The sequence below is a fragment of the Bradyrhizobium sp. Ses1 genome (assembly GCF_059512365.1).
Genome location: NZ_JCAMOQ010000024.1, coordinates 1 through 19,138, shown reverse-complemented (window position 1 = coordinate 19,138; position 19,138 = coordinate 1). Strand labels below are relative to the sequence as shown.

Annotated in this window: 17 protein-coding genes; 8 read left to right on the top strand and 9 right to left on the bottom strand. The window is 64.3% G+C overall.

Annotated features, from left to right (window positions below; genetic code table 11):
• Positions 1-170: 170 nt before the first annotated feature.
• From dut to ubiE, 4 genes are read right to left on the bottom strand one after another with little or no spacing between them, the layout of a single operon-like run.
• A complete protein-coding gene (dut, locus tag AC5ZG5_RS25170; RefSeq protein ID WP_456644498.1) occupies positions 171-629 on the bottom strand; it encodes a dUTP diphosphatase in 459 nt (152 codons plus the stop codon).
• Positions 626-2,038, bottom strand: a complete 1,413-nt coding sequence (gene coaBC, locus AC5ZG5_RS25165; RefSeq protein ID WP_456644497.1) for a bifunctional phosphopantothenoylcysteine decarboxylase/phosphopantothenate--cysteine ligase CoaBC — start codon at positions 2,036-2,038, stop codon at positions 626-628. Before coaBC ends, dut begins: the two co-directional genes overlap by 4 nt.
• A 52-nt stretch (positions 2,039-2,090) precedes the next feature.
• Complete coding sequence (gene ubiB, locus AC5ZG5_RS25160; RefSeq protein ID WP_456644496.1) at positions 2,091-3,665, bottom strand: 2-polyprenylphenol 6-hydroxylase; 1,575 nt, start codon at positions 3,663-3,665, stop codon at positions 2,091-2,093.
• Positions 3,662-4,423 (bottom strand): bifunctional demethylmenaquinone methyltransferase/2-methoxy-6-polyprenyl-1,4-benzoquinol methylase UbiE, encoded by a 762-nt coding sequence (ubiE, locus tag AC5ZG5_RS25155; protein WP_208823402.1) that lies wholly within the window; start codon positions 4,421-4,423, stop codon positions 3,662-3,664. Before ubiE ends, ubiB begins: the two co-directional genes overlap by 4 nt.
• A gap of 192 nt (positions 4,424-4,615) precedes the next feature.
• Between ubiE and mutM the strand changes: the two genes are divergently transcribed.
• The gene (mutM, locus tag AC5ZG5_RS25150) at positions 4,616-5,500 is read left to right on the top strand and encodes a bifunctional DNA-formamidopyrimidine glycosylase/DNA-(apurinic or apyrimidinic site) lyase (RefSeq protein ID WP_456644495.1); all 885 of its coding nucleotides are present in this window, start codon (positions 4,616-4,618) and stop codon (positions 5,498-5,500) included.
• Positions 5,501-5,523: 23 nt separating this feature from the next.
• Positions 5,524-7,203: a gamma-glutamyltransferase gene (ggt, locus tag AC5ZG5_RS25145; RefSeq protein ID WP_456644494.1), complete on the top strand. Its 1,680-nt coding sequence runs from the start codon at positions 5,524-5,526 to the stop codon at positions 7,201-7,203.
• A gap of 187 nt (positions 7,204-7,390) precedes the next feature.
• Here ggt and AC5ZG5_RS25140 read toward each other — a convergent pair whose 3' ends face one another.
• Positions 7,391-8,746, bottom strand: a complete 1,356-nt coding sequence (locus tag AC5ZG5_RS25140; RefSeq protein WP_456644493.1) for a serine protease — start codon at positions 8,744-8,746, stop codon at positions 7,391-7,393.
• A gap of 249 nt (positions 8,747-8,995) precedes the next feature.
• On the opposite strand from AC5ZG5_RS25140, the gene AC5ZG5_RS25135 reads away from it, so the two are divergent.
• Positions 8,996-9,796, top strand: coding sequence for a HesA/MoeB/ThiF family protein (locus AC5ZG5_RS25135; protein WP_456644492.1), 801 nt, complete (start codon positions 8,996-8,998; stop codon positions 9,794-9,796).
• Between the two features lie 3 nt (positions 9,797-9,799).
• Here the strand turns inward: AC5ZG5_RS25135 and AC5ZG5_RS25130 are convergent, their stop codons facing one another.
• On the bottom strand, positions 9,800-10,801 hold the full coding sequence (locus AC5ZG5_RS25130) for an aldo/keto reductase (protein WP_456644491.1): 1,002 nt from the start codon (positions 10,799-10,801) through the stop codon (positions 9,800-9,802).
• A gap of 121 nt (positions 10,802-10,922) precedes the next feature.
• On the opposite strand from AC5ZG5_RS25130, the gene AC5ZG5_RS25125 reads away from it, so the two are divergent.
• Positions 10,923-11,861, top strand: a complete 939-nt coding sequence (locus AC5ZG5_RS25125) for a LysR family transcriptional regulator (RefSeq protein ID WP_456644490.1) — start codon at positions 10,923-10,925, stop codon at positions 11,859-11,861.
• 184 nt (positions 11,862-12,045) lie between these two features.
• Here AC5ZG5_RS25125 and AC5ZG5_RS25120 read toward each other — a convergent pair whose 3' ends face one another.
• Together AC5ZG5_RS25120 and AC5ZG5_RS25115 are read right to left on the bottom strand one after the other, a co-directional pair.
• Positions 12,046-13,071 (bottom strand): transposase, encoded by a 1,026-nt coding sequence (locus tag AC5ZG5_RS25120; protein ID WP_456644489.1) that lies wholly within the window; start codon positions 13,069-13,071, stop codon positions 12,046-12,048.
• A gap of 246 nt (positions 13,072-13,317) precedes the next feature.
• On the bottom strand, positions 13,318-14,319 hold the full coding sequence (locus AC5ZG5_RS25115) for a 2-hydroxyacid dehydrogenase (RefSeq protein WP_456644488.1): 1,002 nt from the start codon (positions 14,317-14,319) through the stop codon (positions 13,318-13,320).
• A 329-nt stretch (positions 14,320-14,648) separates the two neighbouring features.
• Here AC5ZG5_RS25115 and AC5ZG5_RS25110 point away from each other — a divergent pair, with 329 nt between their 5' ends.
• On the top strand, positions 14,649-15,176 hold the full coding sequence (locus AC5ZG5_RS25110) for an SH3 domain-containing protein (RefSeq protein ID WP_456644487.1): 528 nt from the start codon (positions 14,649-14,651) through the stop codon (positions 15,174-15,176).
• 142 nt (positions 15,177-15,318) lie between these two features.
• Here AC5ZG5_RS25110 and irrA read toward each other — a convergent pair whose 3' ends face one another.
• A complete protein-coding gene (irrA, locus tag AC5ZG5_RS25105; RefSeq protein WP_456644486.1) occupies positions 15,319-15,807 on the bottom strand; it encodes an iron response transcriptional regulator IrrA in 489 nt (162 codons plus the stop codon).
• A 319-nt stretch (positions 15,808-16,126) separates the two neighbouring features.
• On the opposite strand from irrA, the gene fabA reads away from it, so the two are divergent.
• From fabA to fabI, 3 genes are all read left to right on the top strand, one after another.
• Entirely contained in the window at positions 16,127-16,648 is a 522-nt protein-coding gene (gene fabA / locus AC5ZG5_RS25100; RefSeq protein ID WP_027580962.1) for a 3-hydroxyacyl-[acyl-carrier-protein] dehydratase FabA, read from the top strand.
• 43 nt (positions 16,649-16,691) lie between these two features.
• Positions 16,692-17,915, top strand: coding sequence for a beta-ketoacyl-ACP synthase I (gene fabB, locus AC5ZG5_RS25095; protein ID WP_130227506.1), 1,224 nt, complete (start codon positions 16,692-16,694; stop codon positions 17,913-17,915).
• Between the two features lie 141 nt (positions 17,916-18,056).
• Positions 18,057-18,857, top strand: coding sequence for an enoyl-ACP reductase FabI (fabI, locus tag AC5ZG5_RS25090; protein ID WP_456644485.1), 801 nt, complete (start codon positions 18,057-18,059; stop codon positions 18,855-18,857).
• The last annotated feature ends 281 nt before the right edge of the window (positions 18,858-19,138 follow it).

The window sequence follows — 19,138 nt, the reverse complement described above, 5'->3', positions numbered from 1 at the left end:
ACGCACGACTTCAGCCCGGCGTTAGACCCCCGCCGTGCTCACGAATCGAGGAAGCATATCCTCAAGCTGACTCAGCGAGTAAGAGTCCAGATCGTGAACGCAAGACGCGCTGTGAAAAATGCGGGGCTCAATTCATGCGCCAGCGCAAATTTTATCCGCATTCGAATGGCTTAACGCCCGGTCGAGCCGAAGCCGCCGCTGCCTCGTTCGGTACTGGACAGCACGGTCACGGGAACCAGTTCCGCCTGCACGACCGGTGCGATCACCATCTGCGCGATGCGCTCGCCGCGTCGGATCGAAAATGGCGCCTCGCCGTGATTGATCAGGAGCACATTGATCTCGCCGCGATAGTCGGCGTCGATGGTACCAGGCGAATTCAACACGGTCACGCCGTGCTTGGCGGCAAGTCCCGAGCGTGGCCGCACCTGCGCCTCATAGCCCGGCGGCAGCGCGATCGTCAGCCCGGTCGGAACCGTCGCGTACTTGCCTGATGCGAGCACCAGCGGCGTTTCTTCGGGCACTGCGGCGAGCAGATCGAGCCCGGCGGCATCGGCGGTCTGGTAGGTCGGCAGCGGAAGGCCTTCGCCATGCGGCAATTGCCTGACATCGACCTTGATTGTCGCACTCACGATTTCGCCTCCACAGCCTTCGCGATCCGCGCCACCAGTTCGGTGGCGACCTGTTCCTTGGTCATGACCGGCCAGGAATCGACGCTGATATCCTCGCCCTCGCGCGTCAGCAGATGGACGGTGTTGCGGTCCCCGCCCATCACGCCGGTGGCCGGCGAAACATCATTGGCCACGATCCAGTCGCAGCCCTTGCGGGCGATCTTTGCCTTCGCATTGTCGATCAGATGCTCGGTCTCGGCCGCGAAACCGATCACCAGCGGCGGGCGCTTGTCCTGCAGCTTGGCGATGGTGGCGAGGATGTCGGGGTTCTCGATCAGTTGCAGCGACGGCACGCCGGCTGTGGTCTTCTTCAATTTCTGCTCGCCTTCATTGGCGACCCGCCAGTCGGCGACCGCGGCCGCGAAGATCGCGACATCCACCGGCAGCGCCGCTTCCACCCGGTGCAGCATGTCGCGCGCGGATTCCACAGAGATTACCGACACGCCGGGGGGATCGGCGAGATCGACCGGCCCTGAGACCAGGACGACCTCGGCGCCGGCATCTCGCGCGGCGGCGGCGATGGCAAAGCCCTGCTTGCCAGAGGAGCGGTTGGCGATATAGCGCACCGGATCGATCGCCTCATGCGTTGGCCCTGCGGTAATCAGCACGCGCTTGCCCTGAAGCGGGCGCCGATGCGGCGGGCGCAGGATATGTTCGGCAGCGGCGGCGATTTCCGTCGGCTCGGCCATCCGCCCGACGCCGGCTTCGCCCGCCTCCGCCATCTCGCCGGCGTTGGGGCCGACGGTCAGGATGCCGTCGCGGCGGAGCTGCAGCACGTTGCGGCGGGTGGCGGCGTTGTTCCACATCAGCGGATTCATTGCCGGCGCCAGCAGGATCGGGCGGTTGGCGGCGAGCAGGATCGCGGAGGCGAGATCGTCGGCATGGCCATGCGCCATTTTGGCGATCAGGTCCGCGGTCGCCGGCGCCACCACGATCAGGTCGCACTCGCGCGCCAGGCGGATGTGGCCGGCATCGAATTCGCTCTGGGGATCGAACAGGTCGGCATAGACGCGCTCATGCGACAGGGCGCTGGCCGCAAGCGGCGTGACGAACTGCTGCGCCGCCTTGGTCAGCACGCAGCGGACGTGAATCTGGCGCTCCTTGAGCCGCCGAATCAGGTCCAGCGCCTTGTAGGCGGCGATGCCGCCGCCGATGATCAGGGTGACGCGGGCCAGGCCGTTGGCCGATGCTACAGCGGCCTGCGGGCGCGACGCGGGAGCTGCCGGCGGGACCTCGGAGGGCTGCCCAGCAACCACCTCGCCCAGGATCACCCGGACCTCGTCCTCGACCGAGCGCCCGTTACGGGCTGCGCGTAGGCGCAATTCATCTCGGACGGCGTCATCGAGCTTGCGAATAGTCAGATTGGCCATGGCCGCACCATCGATTCGACAGCAATGCTAGCGTCGTACGCTGTCATTGCAATCAAAGATTCCGAACTGCAATCAGGATTCCGATGAAAGTGGCCGCGATGATCCAGAGCGCGATCGTCCGCCAGCGGTTCTTGCGGCCCTCGGTCTGTCCCATCGCCGCGATCGTTTCCGGCGACAGCGTGACGCCTTCGCGCGTCATCCTCTCCAGATTGCCCAGCACCGCGACCACGCGCGAGGCGATATCGGGCAGATGCGCCAACACGCGGGCGAACTCGCCCGCCCCCGACATCGCGCCCTGGATGCGCCCCACGGGGCCGAGATTGCGCTCGATCCATTCGCGCACCACGGGGTCAGCAATTTTCCAGATGTCGAGCTTGGGGTCGAAGCCGCGCGCCACGCCTTCGACCACCACCATGGTCTTCTGCAGCAGGATCAATTCGGGACGCGTCTGCATGTCGAACAGGCCGGTGACCTCGAGCAGCAGCGTCAACAGCCGCGCCATCGAGATCTCCTCGGCGGTGCGATTGTGGATCGGCTCGCCGATGGCGCGGATGGCCTGCGCGAAATTCTCCACCGAGTGATGCCCCGGCACATAGCCGGCCTCGAAATGCACCTCGGCGACGCGGCGATAGTCGCGGGTGATGAAGCCGAGCAGGATCTCGGCGAGGAAGCGCCGCTCCTTCTGCCCGAGCCGGCCCATGATGCCGAAATCGACCGCCACCAGCCGGCCGTTATCGTCGAGGAAGAGATTGCCGGGATGCATGTCGGCATGGAAGAAGCCGTCGCGCAGCGCGTGACGCAGGAAGCTCTGGATCACCTTGCGGCCGAGATCGGGCAGATCGACCTCGGCTTGCTCCAGCCTGGTACGGTCGTTCAGCGGGATGCCGTCGACCCATTCCATCGTCAGCACGTTGTGGGTGGTGCGGTCCCAGTCCACCGCCGGCACACGGAAATCCGGATCGTCCTTGATGTTTTCCGCCATCTCGGAGAGGGCGGCAGCCTCCAGGCGGAGGTCCATCTCCATCGCGACCGAGCGCGACATCGTGTTGATGACCTCGACCAGCCGCAAGCGCCGCGCTTCGGCCGAATGGGCTTCCGCCTTGTGCGCGACAAAGAAGAAATCGGAGAGATCGCGGCGGAAGCGGGAGGCGACGTTCGGCCGCAGCACCTTCACGGCTACCTGCTGGCGCACGCCGTTGCGCTCGATCTCGCCGCGATGCACCTGCGCGATCGAGGCGGCGGCGACTGCGGGGCCGAGCCGTACGAAACTCTGCGCCAGCGGGCGTTCCAGCGACTGCACGATCACAGCTTCGGCTTCGGCCTGCGGGAACGGCGGCAGCCGGTCCTGCAGGCTCTCCAGATCCTTGGCCAACACTACGCCGACCACGTCGGGCCGTGTGGCCAGGAACTGGCCGAGCTTGAGATAGGCCGGCCCGAGCCGCGTCAGCGCGCGCGACAATCGCGGGCCGGACTTGGCGCCGCGCCGTTCGACCAAGCGGGCGAGCTTCACCAGGAGTTGTGCCGGCGGCGGCACCAGGGCCGGATCGACGACGCCGAACACGCCCTCGCGCGCGAAGACGTAGGCGGCGCGGGCGAGGCGCGCGATGTGTGTTGTTGCAGAGATCACAAACGCCAGCCCGAATGCAGCGCCACGATGCCGCCCGAGAGGATTTCCCATTTCACCCGCGCAAAGCCGGCGGCAGTGATCATCTCGGCAAAGGCGCTGGGCCGTGGAAACTTGCGGATCGATTCGACGAGATACTGATAGGACTCGGCGTCGCCGGTCACGGCGCGGCCGAGCGGCGGGATCACCCTGAACGAGAACATGTCGTAGAGCCGGTCGAGGCCGGGCACGTCGACAGTGGAAAATTCAAGACAGAGGAAGCGGCTGCCGGGTCGCAGCACGCGATAGGCCTCGCGCAGCGCGACATCGATCCGCGGCACGTTGCGGATGCCGAACGCGATCGTGTAGGCGTCGAACGAGCGGTCCGGAAAGCTGAGCGCCTCGGCATTGCCGGCGACGAACGAGACCCGGTCATCGAGATGCTGGGCGCGAGCACGGTTGCGGCCGACCTCGAGCATGTCGGCATTGATGTCACAGACAGTGGCGCGGAAACCGGGACCGCCCGCCTTCGCCGCCCGGAAAGAGATATCGCCGGTGCCGCCCGCGACGTCGAGCAGCGCGAACGGCGCTTCGCTCTTCGGCGGATTGAGCTGGGTGATCATGATGTCCTTCCAGACCCGGTGCAGGCCGATCGACATCAGATCGTTCATCAAGTCATAACGCGACGCCACGCTGTGGAACACCTCGTTCACCAGCGTCTGTTTTTCGCCCAGGGGAACGTCCCTGTAGCCGAAATGGGTGGTTTGGTCCCGCCGATCCATCAACGCATTACCTTAAGGAGCGCGACCATAGCGCGCCCGCCGCAATGGCGCTATCACGTCAGCACCTCCGCGCACAATCCGCCAAACCGGCTGTGATCTGGCGGATTGTTGGCAAATTGTTAATTTGGCGGGCGAAGGGGCGCAAAACCGCTTACACTTTTGCCGATCCCGTCCCGTGTGAATGACATTTCCATGCCCGAGCTCCCCGAAGTCGAGACCGTCCGCCGCGGCCTGCAGCCGTCCATGGAGGGTGCGAAAATCCTGAAAGCGGAAGCCCGCCGCAAGGACCTGCGGTTTCCCTTTCAAAAAGACTTTGTCGCGCGGCTGGAAGGGCAAACTGTCGCGGGTCTCGGCCGTCGCGCGAAATATCTGATGGCGGACCTGACCTCGGGCGACGTGCTCTTGATGCATCTGGGCATGTCCGGCTCGTTCCGCGTGCTCAAGGACGATGACAAGGACGCGCCGGGACATTTCCATTACGAGCGCAATCAGGACCGCGCGCACGATCATGTGATCTTCCACATGTCGTCGGGGGCTGCGATCATCTTCAACGACCCGCGCCGCTTCGGCTACATGAAAGTGATCGCGCGCAACGCGATCGAGGACGAGCCGCTGTTGAAGGGCCTCGGCCCCGAACCGCTCGGCAACGAATTCGATGCCGCGATGCTGGCGCACTCCTGCGCCAACAAGAAAACCAGCCTGAAGGCGGCGCTGCTCGACCAGCGCGTGGTCGCAGGGCTCGGCAATATCTACGTCTGCGAAGCGCTGTTTCGCGCACGCCTGTCGCCGCGCCGGCTGGCGGCCACGCTTGCCAGGAAGAAGACGGAGGAGCCGACGGAGCACGCAGAACGACTGGTCACTGCGATCCACGATGTGTTGAACCAGGCGATCAAGGCCGGCGGCTCATCGTTGCGCGACCATCGCCAGACCAATGGCGAACTCGGCTATTTCCAGCATTCGTTCCAGGTCTACGACCGCGAAGGCGAGAAGTGCCCGACTCCGGGCTGCGACGGCACCGTGAAACGCTTCACCCAGAATGGTCGTTCGACGTTCTGGTGCCCGAAATGCCAAAAATAACCGACAATAATGGGAGCGACGTCATGAGCGAGAATTGGCGAGATCGCGCGGCGACACATTTCGAGTGCGAGAAGCAACCAGCCATCTCCAGCCGCGGTATGGTGGTCAGCAATCATCCGCTGGCCTCAAGCGCGGGCGCCGAGATGCTGGCCGCTGGCGGCAATGCCATCGATGCGGCGATCGCGACATTGTTCACGCTGACCGTGGTCGAGCCGATGATGGTCGGCATCATCGGCGGCGGCATGGCGCATATCCGTCTCGCTGACGGCACGCATCGCTTCATCGACGGCCAGAGCACCGTGCCGCTCGCGGTCCGTCCCGACACCTACAGTTCGAAGCCGGGTTCGGCGCATGACGTGTTCGACACCATCGACAATGAGAATTGCGTGGGTGCGAAGGCGGTGGCGGTGCCGGGTACGCTGATGGCCTGGTGCGAGACGCTGCGGCGATTCGGCACCATGAGCCTTGCCGATGTCATGCAGCCCGCGATCAGGCATGCCGCCCGCGGCTATGCGGTGACGCCTTACTTGCACGAATGCATCCGCGAGAGCGCTGCCGATATGCGCAAGGACAAGCCGATTTCGGCGATCTATCTTCCGGACGGCGAGCCGCTGAAGATCGGCGAACGCCTGATGCAGGCCGAATATGCGGAGACGTTGCGCCATATCGCCGAGCACGGCGAGGCCGCGCTGTATCAGGGCTCGCTCGGCGATATCCTCGTCGACTACATGGAGAAGAATGGCGGATACATTCGCCGCGCCGATCTCGCGGCCTACAAGACCGTCGAGCGCCAACCGATCCGCGCCGATTATCGCGGCTGGGCCATCCTGGGACCGCCGCCGCCGGCCGCATCAGGCGTACACATCGCGGAGATGCTGAACATCCTCGAAGGCTACGACATCGCGAGCCTCGGTTTCGGCAGCGCCGAGACGATTCATTATCTCGCCGAAGTGCTGAAGATCGCCTTCGCCGATCGCGCAGCGGCAAGCGGCGATCCCGCCTATGTCAACGTGCCCGTCGAGCGGCTGACGTCGAAAGCCTATGCCGAAGAGCGCCGCCATGCGATCGATGCCGATCGGGCGCAGGCCTGGGGCGCGGGCGTTGCGCAGCTCGAAGGCGCGCATACCACGCATCTGACGGCGGCGGATGCGTTCGGCAATGTGGTTGCGACCACGCAAACCATCAACAATCTGTTCGGCGCCAAGATCCTGATCCCCGGCCTTGGTGCCATCGCGAACAATTACATGCATCTGTTCGATCCGCGTCCCGGCCACGCGCTGTCGCTGGCGGCCGGCAAGCGCGTCACCACCTCGATGTCGCCGATGATGGCGCTGCGCGATGGCAAACTGAGATATGCGCTCGGCCTGCCCGGAGGAAAACGCATCTTCCCCAGCGCAATGCAGGCGCTGATCAACCTGATCGATCACGGCATGAGCCTGCAGGAAGCGGTCGAGGCGCCGCGGGTATGGACCGAGGGCAATGCGCTCGAAGTCGAACTCGCCGTTCCCGAGAGCGTGCGCGAGAAACTTGCCGCGATGGGCCATACGGTCGCGCCGGTATCTTCCGTCGCCGGCGGCATGAACGCGATCGAATTTGATGAGGATGGCCGCATGCTGGGCGCCGCCTGCTGGCGCGCCGACGGCACGCCGATCGGGATCGCCGGTGGGCTGGCGCGTGCGGGGGTAAGGTTCAGATTGGCGTGACGTCGGCTCCCTCTCCCCGCTCTTGCGGGGGAGGGACGAGCAGAGCTCGCCCTGAGAGGGTTGGGGTGAGGGGCTGTCTCCGCAAATTCGGTAAGAGATGAGTTCGCGGAGGCAGCCCCTCACCCGGATTGCATCTGCCGATGCATCCGGCCTCTCCCCGCAAGCGGGGCGAGGCGAGGAGCGAGCGCTATTTCCGCACGCAGATCACGCGCACCACGGCGGCCTTTGCGTCGGTCGCTGTGCCATTCGCGGTCACACCATGGGCTTTCAGGAAGCCGCGCACCGTCTCGGCCGGCGCCAGCATCGCCTGCGATGCGGGTGCCGCATTCGCCGCACCGGCGACGACCACCGGCTTCAGCAAAGCGAGACCGGCGAACTTGCCGTCGGTATCGAGCGCCGCCGCGCCGGAGAAGCCGATCGCAGGTGCCGGCGTCAGCGTGACATCGTTGCCGACAGCCATCGCCGTCGCCTTGGCACTGCTCACGGCGTTGCCGCCGCCCTGATTCTGCGGATCGGCGATCCCGGTAAGGTCGAGCGCCGGCTTTGCGCCAGTGGCGCCGATATTCAGCGGCTTCAATCCGGGCGCGCCATAGACGTGCAGCAGCGCGAGATCGTGTTCCTTGTCTTCGGCGATCCGGTCGGCATTGCCGTAACCGGCAATCGTGATCGCGATGCATTCGTCGGTGGCCAAGCGGTCGGTCACGATCGCGCCGTCGTCGCTGACGACAACGCCAGTGCCATATTCCACCGTCTTGCGCGGCGGGGGGCCTGCAACCTGGGGACCTGATGGGAACGGGTTGAACGCGCTCGACATCGCGATCACCACCGGCTCGACGGTATTTTCAGTTGCCTGGTCGTAGAGGATGGTGAGGATGCGAACTTCGTCGCCCTTGAACGTGCCGCGGATGTAGAATTTCTTCAGCCCCTGCAGGCCCGACAGCACGAAGAAATCCGGCTTGACGACGGTATAGTCGACGGTCCGCCCCGGCTCCTTCTTCTCGCGCTCGGCAAGTTTTGCGGTGGTCGGGCTCGCCTCCTTGCGGCGCGCCAGCACGACCTGGATCGTCCCCGTCGGTGACGTCCATTTGGCGCCGTCGACACCGCTTGCGAGTTGCGGAACCAGTTTTGAGGGAATGCCGAGCCGCGCTCCGGTGCCGGGCTCGGTGACAATCCGCCAGCCGACGCTCTCCTGTTTGCGCCGCGCGGTCTCGGCCAGCACGCCACGCTCCTGCGGGTTGAGCACGCCGGTCGGCTTGCCGCCGCGCGATTTCTGGAATTCCTTGATCGCGTTGACCATGCGCTCGCTGACATCGCCCGTGATCGCGCCATTATACTGGCCGACCCAGGCGAGATCGGATTGCAGCGCGAGCCGCTCGGCCTGCGCCATCCCGTTGGCCGTCTCCTCGGGCTTCTGCAGCGCGGGGCGGACCGGCACGGCCGCGACTGTCTTCGGTTTGGCGCCGGCGGTGGACGGCGGGGTCACCTGCGCCTGTGCGCTCCCCATTGTCACGACCATCAATGTTGCCGAAAGCACCGATCTCATGACAAATCCGGGAGGTTATTGCGCGGTGGGTCGATTATGCACATCTGCTTGGTCGGCAACAACCACACCTGGGTTCACGACTCCGACCTCATCCTGAGGAGGACGCGAAGCGGCCGTCTCGAAGGATGGGCCACGGGCGAGGTCCGGGCCTCATGGTTCGCCCGGCGATGCGATAGCATCGTCAGGAGACGCCGCTTCGCGGCTCCTCACCATGAGGGTTTGGCGGTGGCGATAAGGATGTAAGCAACAATGCTGACTGCTGACGAACTCGAACGCTACGCCCGTCACATCGTGCTGCGCGAGGTCGGCGGGCCTGGACAGGCGGCGCTGAAAGAAGCTTCCGTGCTGGTGATCGGTGCCGGCGGCCTTGGCGCGCCGGCGCTGATGTATCTGGCGGCGGCTGGCGTCGGCACGCTCGGCGTCGTCGATGACGATATCGTGTCGCTCTCCAATCTGCAGCGTCAGATCATCCATGCGACGCCGGACATCGGCAAACGCAAGGTGGACAGCGCCGCCGAGCAAATCCATGCGCTCAATCCGCATGTCAATTTCGAGGCGCATGCGGCGCGGCTCGACGCAAACAACGTGATGTCGTTGGTCGGCGGCTACGATCTCGTGCTCGACGGCTCCGACAATTTCGAAACGCGCTACCTCGTCTCCGATGCCTGCTTCCTCGCCGGCAAGACGCTGATCACGGCCGCGCTCGGCGTGTTCGACGGCTCGCTGACCACGATCCGCGCGCATGAGAAGAACGCTGCCGGCGAGTTCAATCCGACCTATCGCTGCCTGTTTCCCGAACCGCCGCCGCCGGGCACGGTGCCGGCCTGCGCGGAAGCCGGCGTGATGGGCGCGCTCGCGGGCATGCTGGGCTCGATGATGGCGCTGGAGGCGATCCGCGAGATCGTCGGCTTCGGCGAGGGCCTGGTCGGGCGTTTGTTAATGGTGGATGCGCGCGCGATGCGCTTCGAGACCCTGCGTTACGCGCGCGATCCGGCCAATCCGCTCAACGGTGACAACCCCGTCATCACCGATCTGAGCGGGCATCTTTGAGTGTCAGGAAGCGCGCTTCTCGCTGCCCATGTGCCTGAGGTGCTCCTCCGGATAGCGGCCGCCGGCGGCGATGCCGGGCGGGAAGGCTTTTGCCAGCGCGGCAAGATGGGCATCCGTCAGTTTCACCTCAAGCGCGCCGAGCGCCTCGGTGAGACGGTCGCGACGGCGGGCGCCGACCAGCGGCACGATATCCTTGCCCTGCGCGGCAACCCAGGCGATCGCGACCTGCGCCGGAGATGCGCCGACCTCCTTGGCGATGGTGCGAAGTGAATCCACCAACGCCAGGTTGGTGTCGATATTGCCGGCCTGGAAACGCGGGCTCATCAGCCGGAAATCCTGCGCGCCGGAATGCTCTTTCGACCAGTGGCCGCTGATCAATCCGCGCGCCAGGACGCCGTAAGCCGTGATGCTGATGCCAAGCTCGCGGCAGGTCTTCAGGATGTCGTCCTCGATGCCGCGCGCTACAAGCGAATATTCGATCTGCAGATCGGCGATCGGATGCACGGCGTGCGCACGGCGGATAGTCTCCGAGCCGACCTCCGAAAGGCCGATATGCCTGACGTGCCCGGCCTTGATCAGGTCGGCGATCGCGCCGACGGTCTCCTCGATCGGCACGCTGGGATCGAGCCGCGCCGGCCGATAGATGTCGATATGGTCGGTGCGGAGCCGCTGCAGCGAATAGGCGGCAAAGTTCTTCACCGCGACTGGCCGGCTATCGTAGCCGAGAAAACCCCGGTTGGGATCGCGCAGCGCGCTGAACTTGACCGAGATCTGCAGATTGTCGCGGCTGCGGCCGGCAAGCGCTTCGGCGATCAGCATCTCATTGTGGCCGATGCCATAGAAGTCGCCGGTGTCGAGCAAGGTGATCCCGGCATCGAGCGCGGCGTGGATGGTGGCAATGCTCTCGCTGCGATCGGCGGGGCCGTAGAAGTCGGACATGCCCATGCAGCCGAGACCGATCGCCGAGACCTCCGGGCCAGTTGAGCCGAGTTTGCGTTTTTCCATGGCAGTTTCTCCTCGAAATGGCGGCGGGACGGGAGGCCGCACGTGACGAGGCTGATATGCGCCACGTTGATTATTTCGATAAGCTGGACAATTGAGAATAGCTTGTTCACTATATCGAACAATGCAGGATTTCGACCTTCGTGACCTCAAAGCCTTCCTTGCCGTAGCCCGCACGCAGAATTTTCGGCGCGCGGCGCTGGAGCAGCGCGTCTCGGTTTCCAGCCTCAGCCAGCGGCTGCGCGACATGGAGGAGCGGCTCGGCGTCCGCCTGATGAACCGCACCACGCGCAGCGTGGCGCTGACCGAGGCCGGCGAATTGTTGCTTGCGCGCGTGGGCCCTGCGATGCGCGACGTCGGCGCGGCGCTCGATCAGGTGCGCGGCTTGCGCGGCGTGCCGTCAGGTCGCCTGCGCATCAATGCGCCGCCGCCGGCCATTGACCTGGTGCTGGCACCGATGGTGGCGCCGTTCCTGGCAAAATATCCGCAAGTCGATCTGGAGATCATCGCCGAGAGCGCGTTCGTCGACATCGTCGCGGAAGGGTTCGATGCCGGCGTGCGCTATGGCGAGCATCTCGCGCAGGACATGATCGCGGTATCGCTTGGGCCGCCGCAGCGCTACGCGGTCGTGGCCTCGCGCGACTATGTCGCGCAGCATGGCCGGCCGACGCAGCCAAGGGACCTGCTCGACCATCCCTGTATCCGCACCCGCTTCGGCAGCGGCGCGATGTACGATTGGGAGTTCGAAAAAGCAGGACGCGTGGTCAAGGTGTCGCCGCCGGCCAAGCTGATCGCAACCTATCTCGGGCTTGCGCTCCGCGCCGTCCATGACGGCGTCGGCTATTGGGCCACGTTCGAGGGATATGTGCGTTATGGCGTCAAATCCGGCGCGCTGGTCAGCGTGCTCGATGATTGGTGTGGGCCATTCCCAGGCCCGTTTCTCTACTACCCGAGCCGGCGCCAACCGCCGCCGGCACTCGCCGCCTTCGTGGCGTTCGTCGCGGAGTGGCGCAAGCGGGAGCGGCGGAGATCGAAGGAGGCATCTCCGTCGTCCCGGGCTTGACCCCATAGGCGCTAAATTAGCTGGATCATGGTTTGATATCGGCGCGCGCGTCTTGGCGGCTCTCGAAGGTGCCGCCAGAGTACGCGGCGGGTTTGGCGGAGGCAGGCGATTGTCGGTTGAGGGATGATCGCCTGCAGGAGTGAGGCGATCAGTTGCTGAAGCAGCCGCCAGGCGCCGGGTCGGGTCAGGCGGCGTTCGCCAAGCGGGGAGAGTCCTCGAGTTCGTCGACGAACGGCTCGAGCAAGAGAGTAACCAGCAAATGGGCGAGGATATGCGGCCTGGCGGAACGCTCGCTGGTTGCTGGCGGTCCCTTCAAGCCGATCAGGCTTTTCAACCGCTTGAAGCCGAGTTCAATGCGCCATCGCAGTCGATAGAGCGCCAGAACATCAGCGGTCGCAAAGTCGGTCGGCCGCAGTGACGTCACCAGGATGACCCAATCGGCAGCATCGAGCGTTTGTCCGCAGAGCTGATGACCTCCCCGCTGTGCCTCTTGGCGCGCTTTGCGCCGCGCGACGCTAGCCGCCTCCGACGGTTTCTTGATGGCCACCAGACGCACGGCAAGCGGAGGACGACGCTTGAGCTTGATCCAGATCGGGCGGTCGATTTGATCGCTTCGCGCCTCTCGCAGCACCGCCACAAGATCGACCGGACGGCCTTCAGCATCACGCCAGCAGGCGCTTTTCCAGCCCGCCCGGATGACAAAGTCCGCGCCGGCCTCGTTCAGTGTCGCCATACGGTCCGGTCGGAGATAAGCGCGATCACCAATGCGGATCTCGCCTCTGACCACCGGGATGCGGTCAAGCCTCTCGCCGCCCTGCTGATCGGTCAGCTCGAAGTGCCCAAAGCGCTCCTGCGGAAGATCGAATGCGCTGTGAATGCGCCATAACCCATTCTTCGCACCTCGTCCTTTCTTCCGCACGGTGGTGGCATCGACGATGCGGATCAGCCGACCCTGGCTGGCCTTCGGGGCCGCGGCGGCCAGCGCCTGACCCACCAGCAGTGCCAGCCAATCTCCGCACTGACGCAGGCGGTACAAAAGAGCGACGTTGGACACATCGGCAAGGCCGACCGACGTCGCCCATGCCGCCGTCAACCGCAGGCCCCGTTCGCCAAGGCAATAGGCCAAGATCAGCCGCAGCAAATCCACTGCATTGCTGATCTCGCGCGGGCGAACGAAAGCCCTGGTCTCGCGCGCCGTAGCGTTGAGCATCTCCGCTCCGCCAAGCCGGGCAACAACCGTTGCCCAGTCCTCATTCACAAGCGATTCGTCTGTCATTCCAGGTTGGAATCACAAACAAACCTACCTCTCAACCCTATTTTAGCGCCTATGGGGCTTGACCCGGGACCCATAACCACAGGATTTCGTGATGTGCTCCGCTGCAAGCGCTTGCTCGCGCCACAACAACTCCCTGTGGTTATGGGTCCCCGCCTTCGCGGGGACGACCACAGATATTCGTTACAACATGCTCGGCAGCACGCGATCCGGCGGCTTGTGGTTGTCGAGGAAGGTGCGGATGTTGATGATCACCTTCTCGCCCATCTCGACGCGGCCCTCGATGGTGGCCGACCCCATATGCGGCAGCAGCGTCACCTTGCCTGCCTTGGCGAGTCGCACCAGCTTCGGATTGACTGCGGGCTCGTGCTCATAGACGTCGAGGCCGGCGCCGCCGATCTCTCCGGCTTCGATCAGCTTGATCAGCGTGTCCTCGTCGATCACCTCGCCGCGCGCGGTGTTGACGATATAGGCGTCCTTGCGGATCAACTTCAGCCGCCGCGCAGAAAGCAGATGGAAGGTCGCAGGCGTATGCGGACAATTCACCGAGAGGATATCCATCCGCGCCAGCATCTGGTCGAGGCTCTCCCAATAGGTGGCGCCAAGCTCGTCGGCGATGCGCGGCGCCACCGGGCGGCGGTTGTGATAATGGATCTGCAGGCCGAAGGCGCGGGCGCGGCGCGCGACCGCCTGGCCGATGCGGCCCATGCCGATGATGCCGAGCCGTTTTCCCCCGATGCGATGGCCGAGCATCCAGGTCGGCGACCAGCCCGGCCAGTGCTTGCCCTCGGTCAGGATCGAGGCGCCCTCGATCATCCGTCTCGGCACGGCGAGGATCAGCGCCATGGTCATGTCAGCGGTATCTTCGGTCAGCACCTTCGGCGTGTTGGTCACGGTGATGCCGCGCGCATGCGCTGCCGTGACGTCGATATTGTCGACGCCGTTGCCGAAATTGGCGATCAGCCGCAGCTTGGTTTCATTCTGGTTGAGAACGTCCTCACGGATCAGGTCGGTGACAGTTGGCACCAGCACGTCAGCGGTGCGCACGGCCTCCGCGAGCTGCTCCGACGTCATCGGCGTGTCGTCGAGATTGAGCCTTGCGTCGAACAATTCGCGCATCCGGGTCTCGATCGAATCCGGCAGCTTGCGGGTGACGACGACGAGAGGCTTCTTCTTAACCGACATGTCCTGCTCTCATGAGGCTTCGGCCCGTCAAAGGCTTCGCCGTTCAGGCCTCATTAACCCGGTTGTTCGAAACTGCGGTTGCTGCGCGGTCCCGGCGTTTCCTTCACGTTTCCCTGGGTTCCCCGATGATTGCCTCGGGTTTCCAAGGAAAAGTCGGGCGTTCTGGTTCTCAACGTTCCGTCCTCTCTAGCAGAAGACCGGGCCAACACAAGAACCCCTCGGCAAGACGGGCTGGGGCATCGACGCGCGGCGCAAGGGTCTGGGGTTCTGGGCGTTCACGGGTTCAACTCGCAGAACTTGAGTTGGCGTTCTCAGTAGGAGACGAGTTGATGGCGTTGGGGCGGTTGAGTTGGTTGGCGATGCTGGTAGGTTGCATGCTCGGCACCTCGGTATCTCCAGGACATTCGGCCAAGGATGCAAGCCCGACCACTAGCGGCCTGCCGATACCCCGTTACGTCAGCCTCAAGTCCGATCATGTGAACGTCCGCGCCGGCCCAACCAAGGACAACGACGTCGCCTGGGTCTATACCCGCTCCGGCCTGCCGGTCGAAATCACTGCCGAGTTCGAGAACTGGCGCCGGGTGCGCGATTCCGAAGGCGCCGAAGGCTGGGTCTATCATTCGCTGCTGTCGGGCCGCCGCACTGCTGTCGTCACGATGAAGCACAAGGACGACCTGGCTTCGCTCTACGATCGCCCAGACCCGACGAGTGCGGTGGCGGCGCGGCTGCAGGCCGGCGTCATCGCGCAGGTGAGGAAATGCGCCAATAGCTGGTGCCGCGTCACCGGCAACGGCTTCGATGGCTGGATCGAGCAGCAGCGCCTGTGGGGCGTCTACGCCGACGAGAAGGTGGATTAGCCAGGAAGACAGATTAACGGTGTCATCCCGGCCTTGAGCCGGGACCTATCCCGCGTGATCTCACGATAGGGCGCGCTGGCAGACGCCTTCGCAACAAACCGAAATTTGTGGTTATGGGTCCCCGCCTTCGCGGGGACAAGGATCAGCGCTTCTTGCGCAGCCGCACGACCATGTCGATGCGCGCGATCTCGTAGCCTTCCGGGATATCCGGCATCTTGGAGAGCACCAGATGCGGGTCGGGAATGTCGACGAGCTCGTGGTTGTTCTCGAGATAGAAATGGTGGTGCGCGGTGACGTTGGTGTCGAAATAGGTCTTGGTGCCGTCGACGCTGACCTGGCGCAGCAGACCGGCGTCGGTAAGCTGGTTCAGTGTGTTGTAGACGGTGGCCAGCGACACCGGAACCTTCGCGAGGGTCGCCTCCTCGTAAAGCATTTCTGCGGTCAGATGGCGAGCGCCCTTGCCGAACAGGAGCCAGCCCAGCGCCATGCGCTGACGGGTCGGCCGAAGGCCTGCCGCCTGCAGCATCTCATTGACGTCATGCCATGGGCAACCGGTCAGCGCCGGCTGATGACCGGGGCCGCGGGCGATCTGACCAGCGTCATCGCTCACATGCGGAACTTCGTCGCTCATATGCACTCTAGACACCTAACTCGGGCAATATTCCAAAGACTATAAGAAGGAAATCCTTCAGATGCAAGTTTCTCGCAACTGTGCCGGCCAACGCGGCTCGACCGGAACCCTCTGGGGATGCAGCAATTTAACCCATTCCTACACTTTGCCGCGCCTTCATGCCTATGTTACAGAGCGCGCGGACCACATATGCGAATTCGGTAGAGACGCCGTTCGCGCCCAAGGTAGCGCCGCGTTGCGGGAAATCTTGTCCCGCCGGGGAAACGGTCCGGTTCGTTCGAGAGCGCTTCACCGGGACATTGAGGAGAGTGGAAAGACGATGCTGGAGCGGCGCAGCGGTTATGAGTACGAGGATTTGCTGGCGTGCGGCAGGGGCGAGATGTTCGGTCCTGGTAATGCCCAGTTGCCGTTGCCGCCGATGCTGATGTTCGACCGCATCAGCGAGATCTCCGAGACCGGTGGCGAGTTCGGCAAGGGACTGGTGCGTGCCGAGCTCGATGTGAAGCCGGATCTCTGGTTCTTCGGCTGCCACTTCAAGAACGATCCCGTCATGCCCGGCTGCCTTGGCCTGGATGCGATGTGGCAGATGGTCGGCTTTTACCTCGGCTGGATCGGCGGCGAGGGACGCGGGCGGGCGCTCGGTCTTGGCGAGCTGAAATTCGGCGGCCAAGTTCTGCCGAATGTGCGCAAGGTTGTGTACAACGTAGATATTAAGCGCGTGATGCGCTCGAGGCTGGTGCTCGGCATTGCCGATGGCTGGCTTTCCATGGATGGCGAGATTATTTATCGCGCGAAGGATTTGAAGGTTGGGCTGTTCAAGCAGGGCACGGCCCCGGCGTGACCGAAACCATCGCACAGAAAACTAACGGCAGGGCGAGGCGATCATGAGGCGGGTTGTCATCACCGGGATGGGCATTGTCTCGTCCATCGGAAACAACACTCAGGAAGTGCTTGCGAGCCTTCACGAGGCGAAGTCCGGGATTTCCCGCGCGGAGAAATATGCCGAGCTCGGCTTCCGTTCGCAGGTGCAAGGCGCGCCGACGCTCAAGCCGGCTGAGGTGATCGATCGCCGCGCGATGCGGTTTCTGGCCGACGGTGCGGCATGGAATCACGTCGCGATGGAGCAGGCGATCCGCGATGCCGGGCTCGAGGCGGACGAAGTCTCCAACGAGCGCACCGGGATCATCATGGGTTCGGGCGGGCCGTCGACGCGCACGCTGGTGGAGGCCGCCGACATCGCGCGCACCAAGGGACCGAAGCGGGTGGGTCCGTTCGCGGTTCCCAAGGGCATGTCGTCGACCGCTTCCGCGACGCTTGCGACCTGGTTCAAGATCAAGGGCGTGAACTATTCGATCTCCTCGGCCTGCGCGACGTCGAACCACTGCATCGGCAATGCCTCCGAGATCATCCAGATGGGCAAGCAGGACGTGATCTTCGCCGGCGGCTGCGAGGAACTCGACTGGACGCTATCGGTGCTGTTCGACGCCATGGGCGCCATGTCGTCGAAATATAACGATACGCCGGCCACCGCCTCGCGCCCCTACGACATCAACCGCGACGGTTTCGTCATCGCCGGCGGCGCCGGCGTCGTGGTGCTGGAAGAGCTTGAACACGCGAAGGCGCGCGGCGCACGTATCTATGCCGAGATCGTCGGCTATGGCGCGACCTCCGACGGCTACGACATGGTGGCGCCCTCGGGCGAAGGCGCCGAGCGCTGCATGCGCATGGCGCTGTCGACGGTGAATACTCCAATCGATTACATCAATCCGCACGCGACCTCGACGCCTGCCGGCGATCCGCCGGAGATCGAGGCGATCCGCAAAGTGTTCGGCACCGGCGAGAAATGCCCGCCGATCTCGGCGACCAAGGCGCTGACCGGCCATTCGCTCGGCGCCACCGGCGTGCAGGAGGCGATCTACTCGCTCTTGATGATGAACAACGGCTTCATCTGCGAGAGCGCGCATATCACCGAGCTCGATCCTGTTTTTGCCGACATGCCGATCGTGCGCAAGCGCATCGACAATGCGAAGCTCGGCACCGTGTTGTCGAATTCGTTCGGCTTCGGCGGCACCAACGCGACGCTGGTGTTCAAGCGGCTGGATGCGTGAGATTGTTTGCCAGGTGACTGGCTGATTCACCGTCATGGCCGGGCTTTGTCCCGGCCATCCACGTCTTTGCCATAGGCGCCGAAAGCGCGTGGATGCCCGGGACAGGCCCGGGCATGACGAATAAAGAGAGTGGTGAGCACGATGCAGGACCTGATGAAAGGCAAGCGCGGACTGATCATGGGCGTCGCCAATGATCATTCGATCGCCTGGGGCATTGCCAGGACGCTCCACGCGCAGGGCGCCGAGCTCGCCTTCACCTATCAGGGCGAGGCGCTCGGCAAGCGCGTCAAGCCGCTGGCGCAGTCGCTCGGCGTCGACACGGTGCTGCCCTGCGATGTCGAGGATCTTGCCAGCGTCGATGCGGTGTTCGCAGCCTTGCGCGAGAAATGGGGCCAGCTCGATTTTCTCGTCCATGCCGTTGCCTTCTCCGACAAGAACGAGCTCAAGGGCCGCTATGCGGACACCACGCGCGAGAATTTCTCGCGCACCATGCTGATCTCCTGCTTTTCGTTCACCGAGATTGCCAAGCGCGCAGCCGAGCTGATGCCGGAAACCGGCGGCGCCATGATCACACTGACCTTCGGCGGCTCGATGCGCGTGATGCCCAATTACAACGTGATGGGGATCGCGAAGGCGGCGTTGGAAGCCTCCGTGCGCTATCTCGCCGCCGATTTCGGCCCGCGCGCCATCCGCATCAACGCGATTTCAGCGGGTCCGGTGCGCACGCTCGCCGGCTCGGGCATCGGCGATGCGCGTGCGATGTTCGCGTTCCAGCAGAAGCATTCGCCGCTCGGCCGCGGCGTGACGCTTGATGAGCTCGGCGGTTCTGCGCTCTATCTGCTGTCCGATCTCTCCGGCGGTGTCACCGGCGAAATCCATTACGTCGATTCCGGCTACAACGTGATCTCGATGCCGCGGCCGGAAGACCTGAAGGCGGAGTAGCTCGAAATCGTAGATGGGGTAACGGGCCGCGGTCTGCCCTCCAAGCAAGCCGCGCTTGCTACGGCGCTATGGGTGGCGCGCTGCGCGCGGCTTGCTTGGAGGGCGGGCGGTCGTCCCTCACATTGATGGTGTGACGGAGTCGAGGATGGACCTCGCTCCAAGCATCGAGGAGAGACGACCATGGAGCACTATGCCGGAATCGACGTGTCATTGGAATGCTCGAGCGTGTGTGTGGTTGACGCCAACGGCAAGATCGTGCGGGAAGCCAAGGTGGCGAGCGA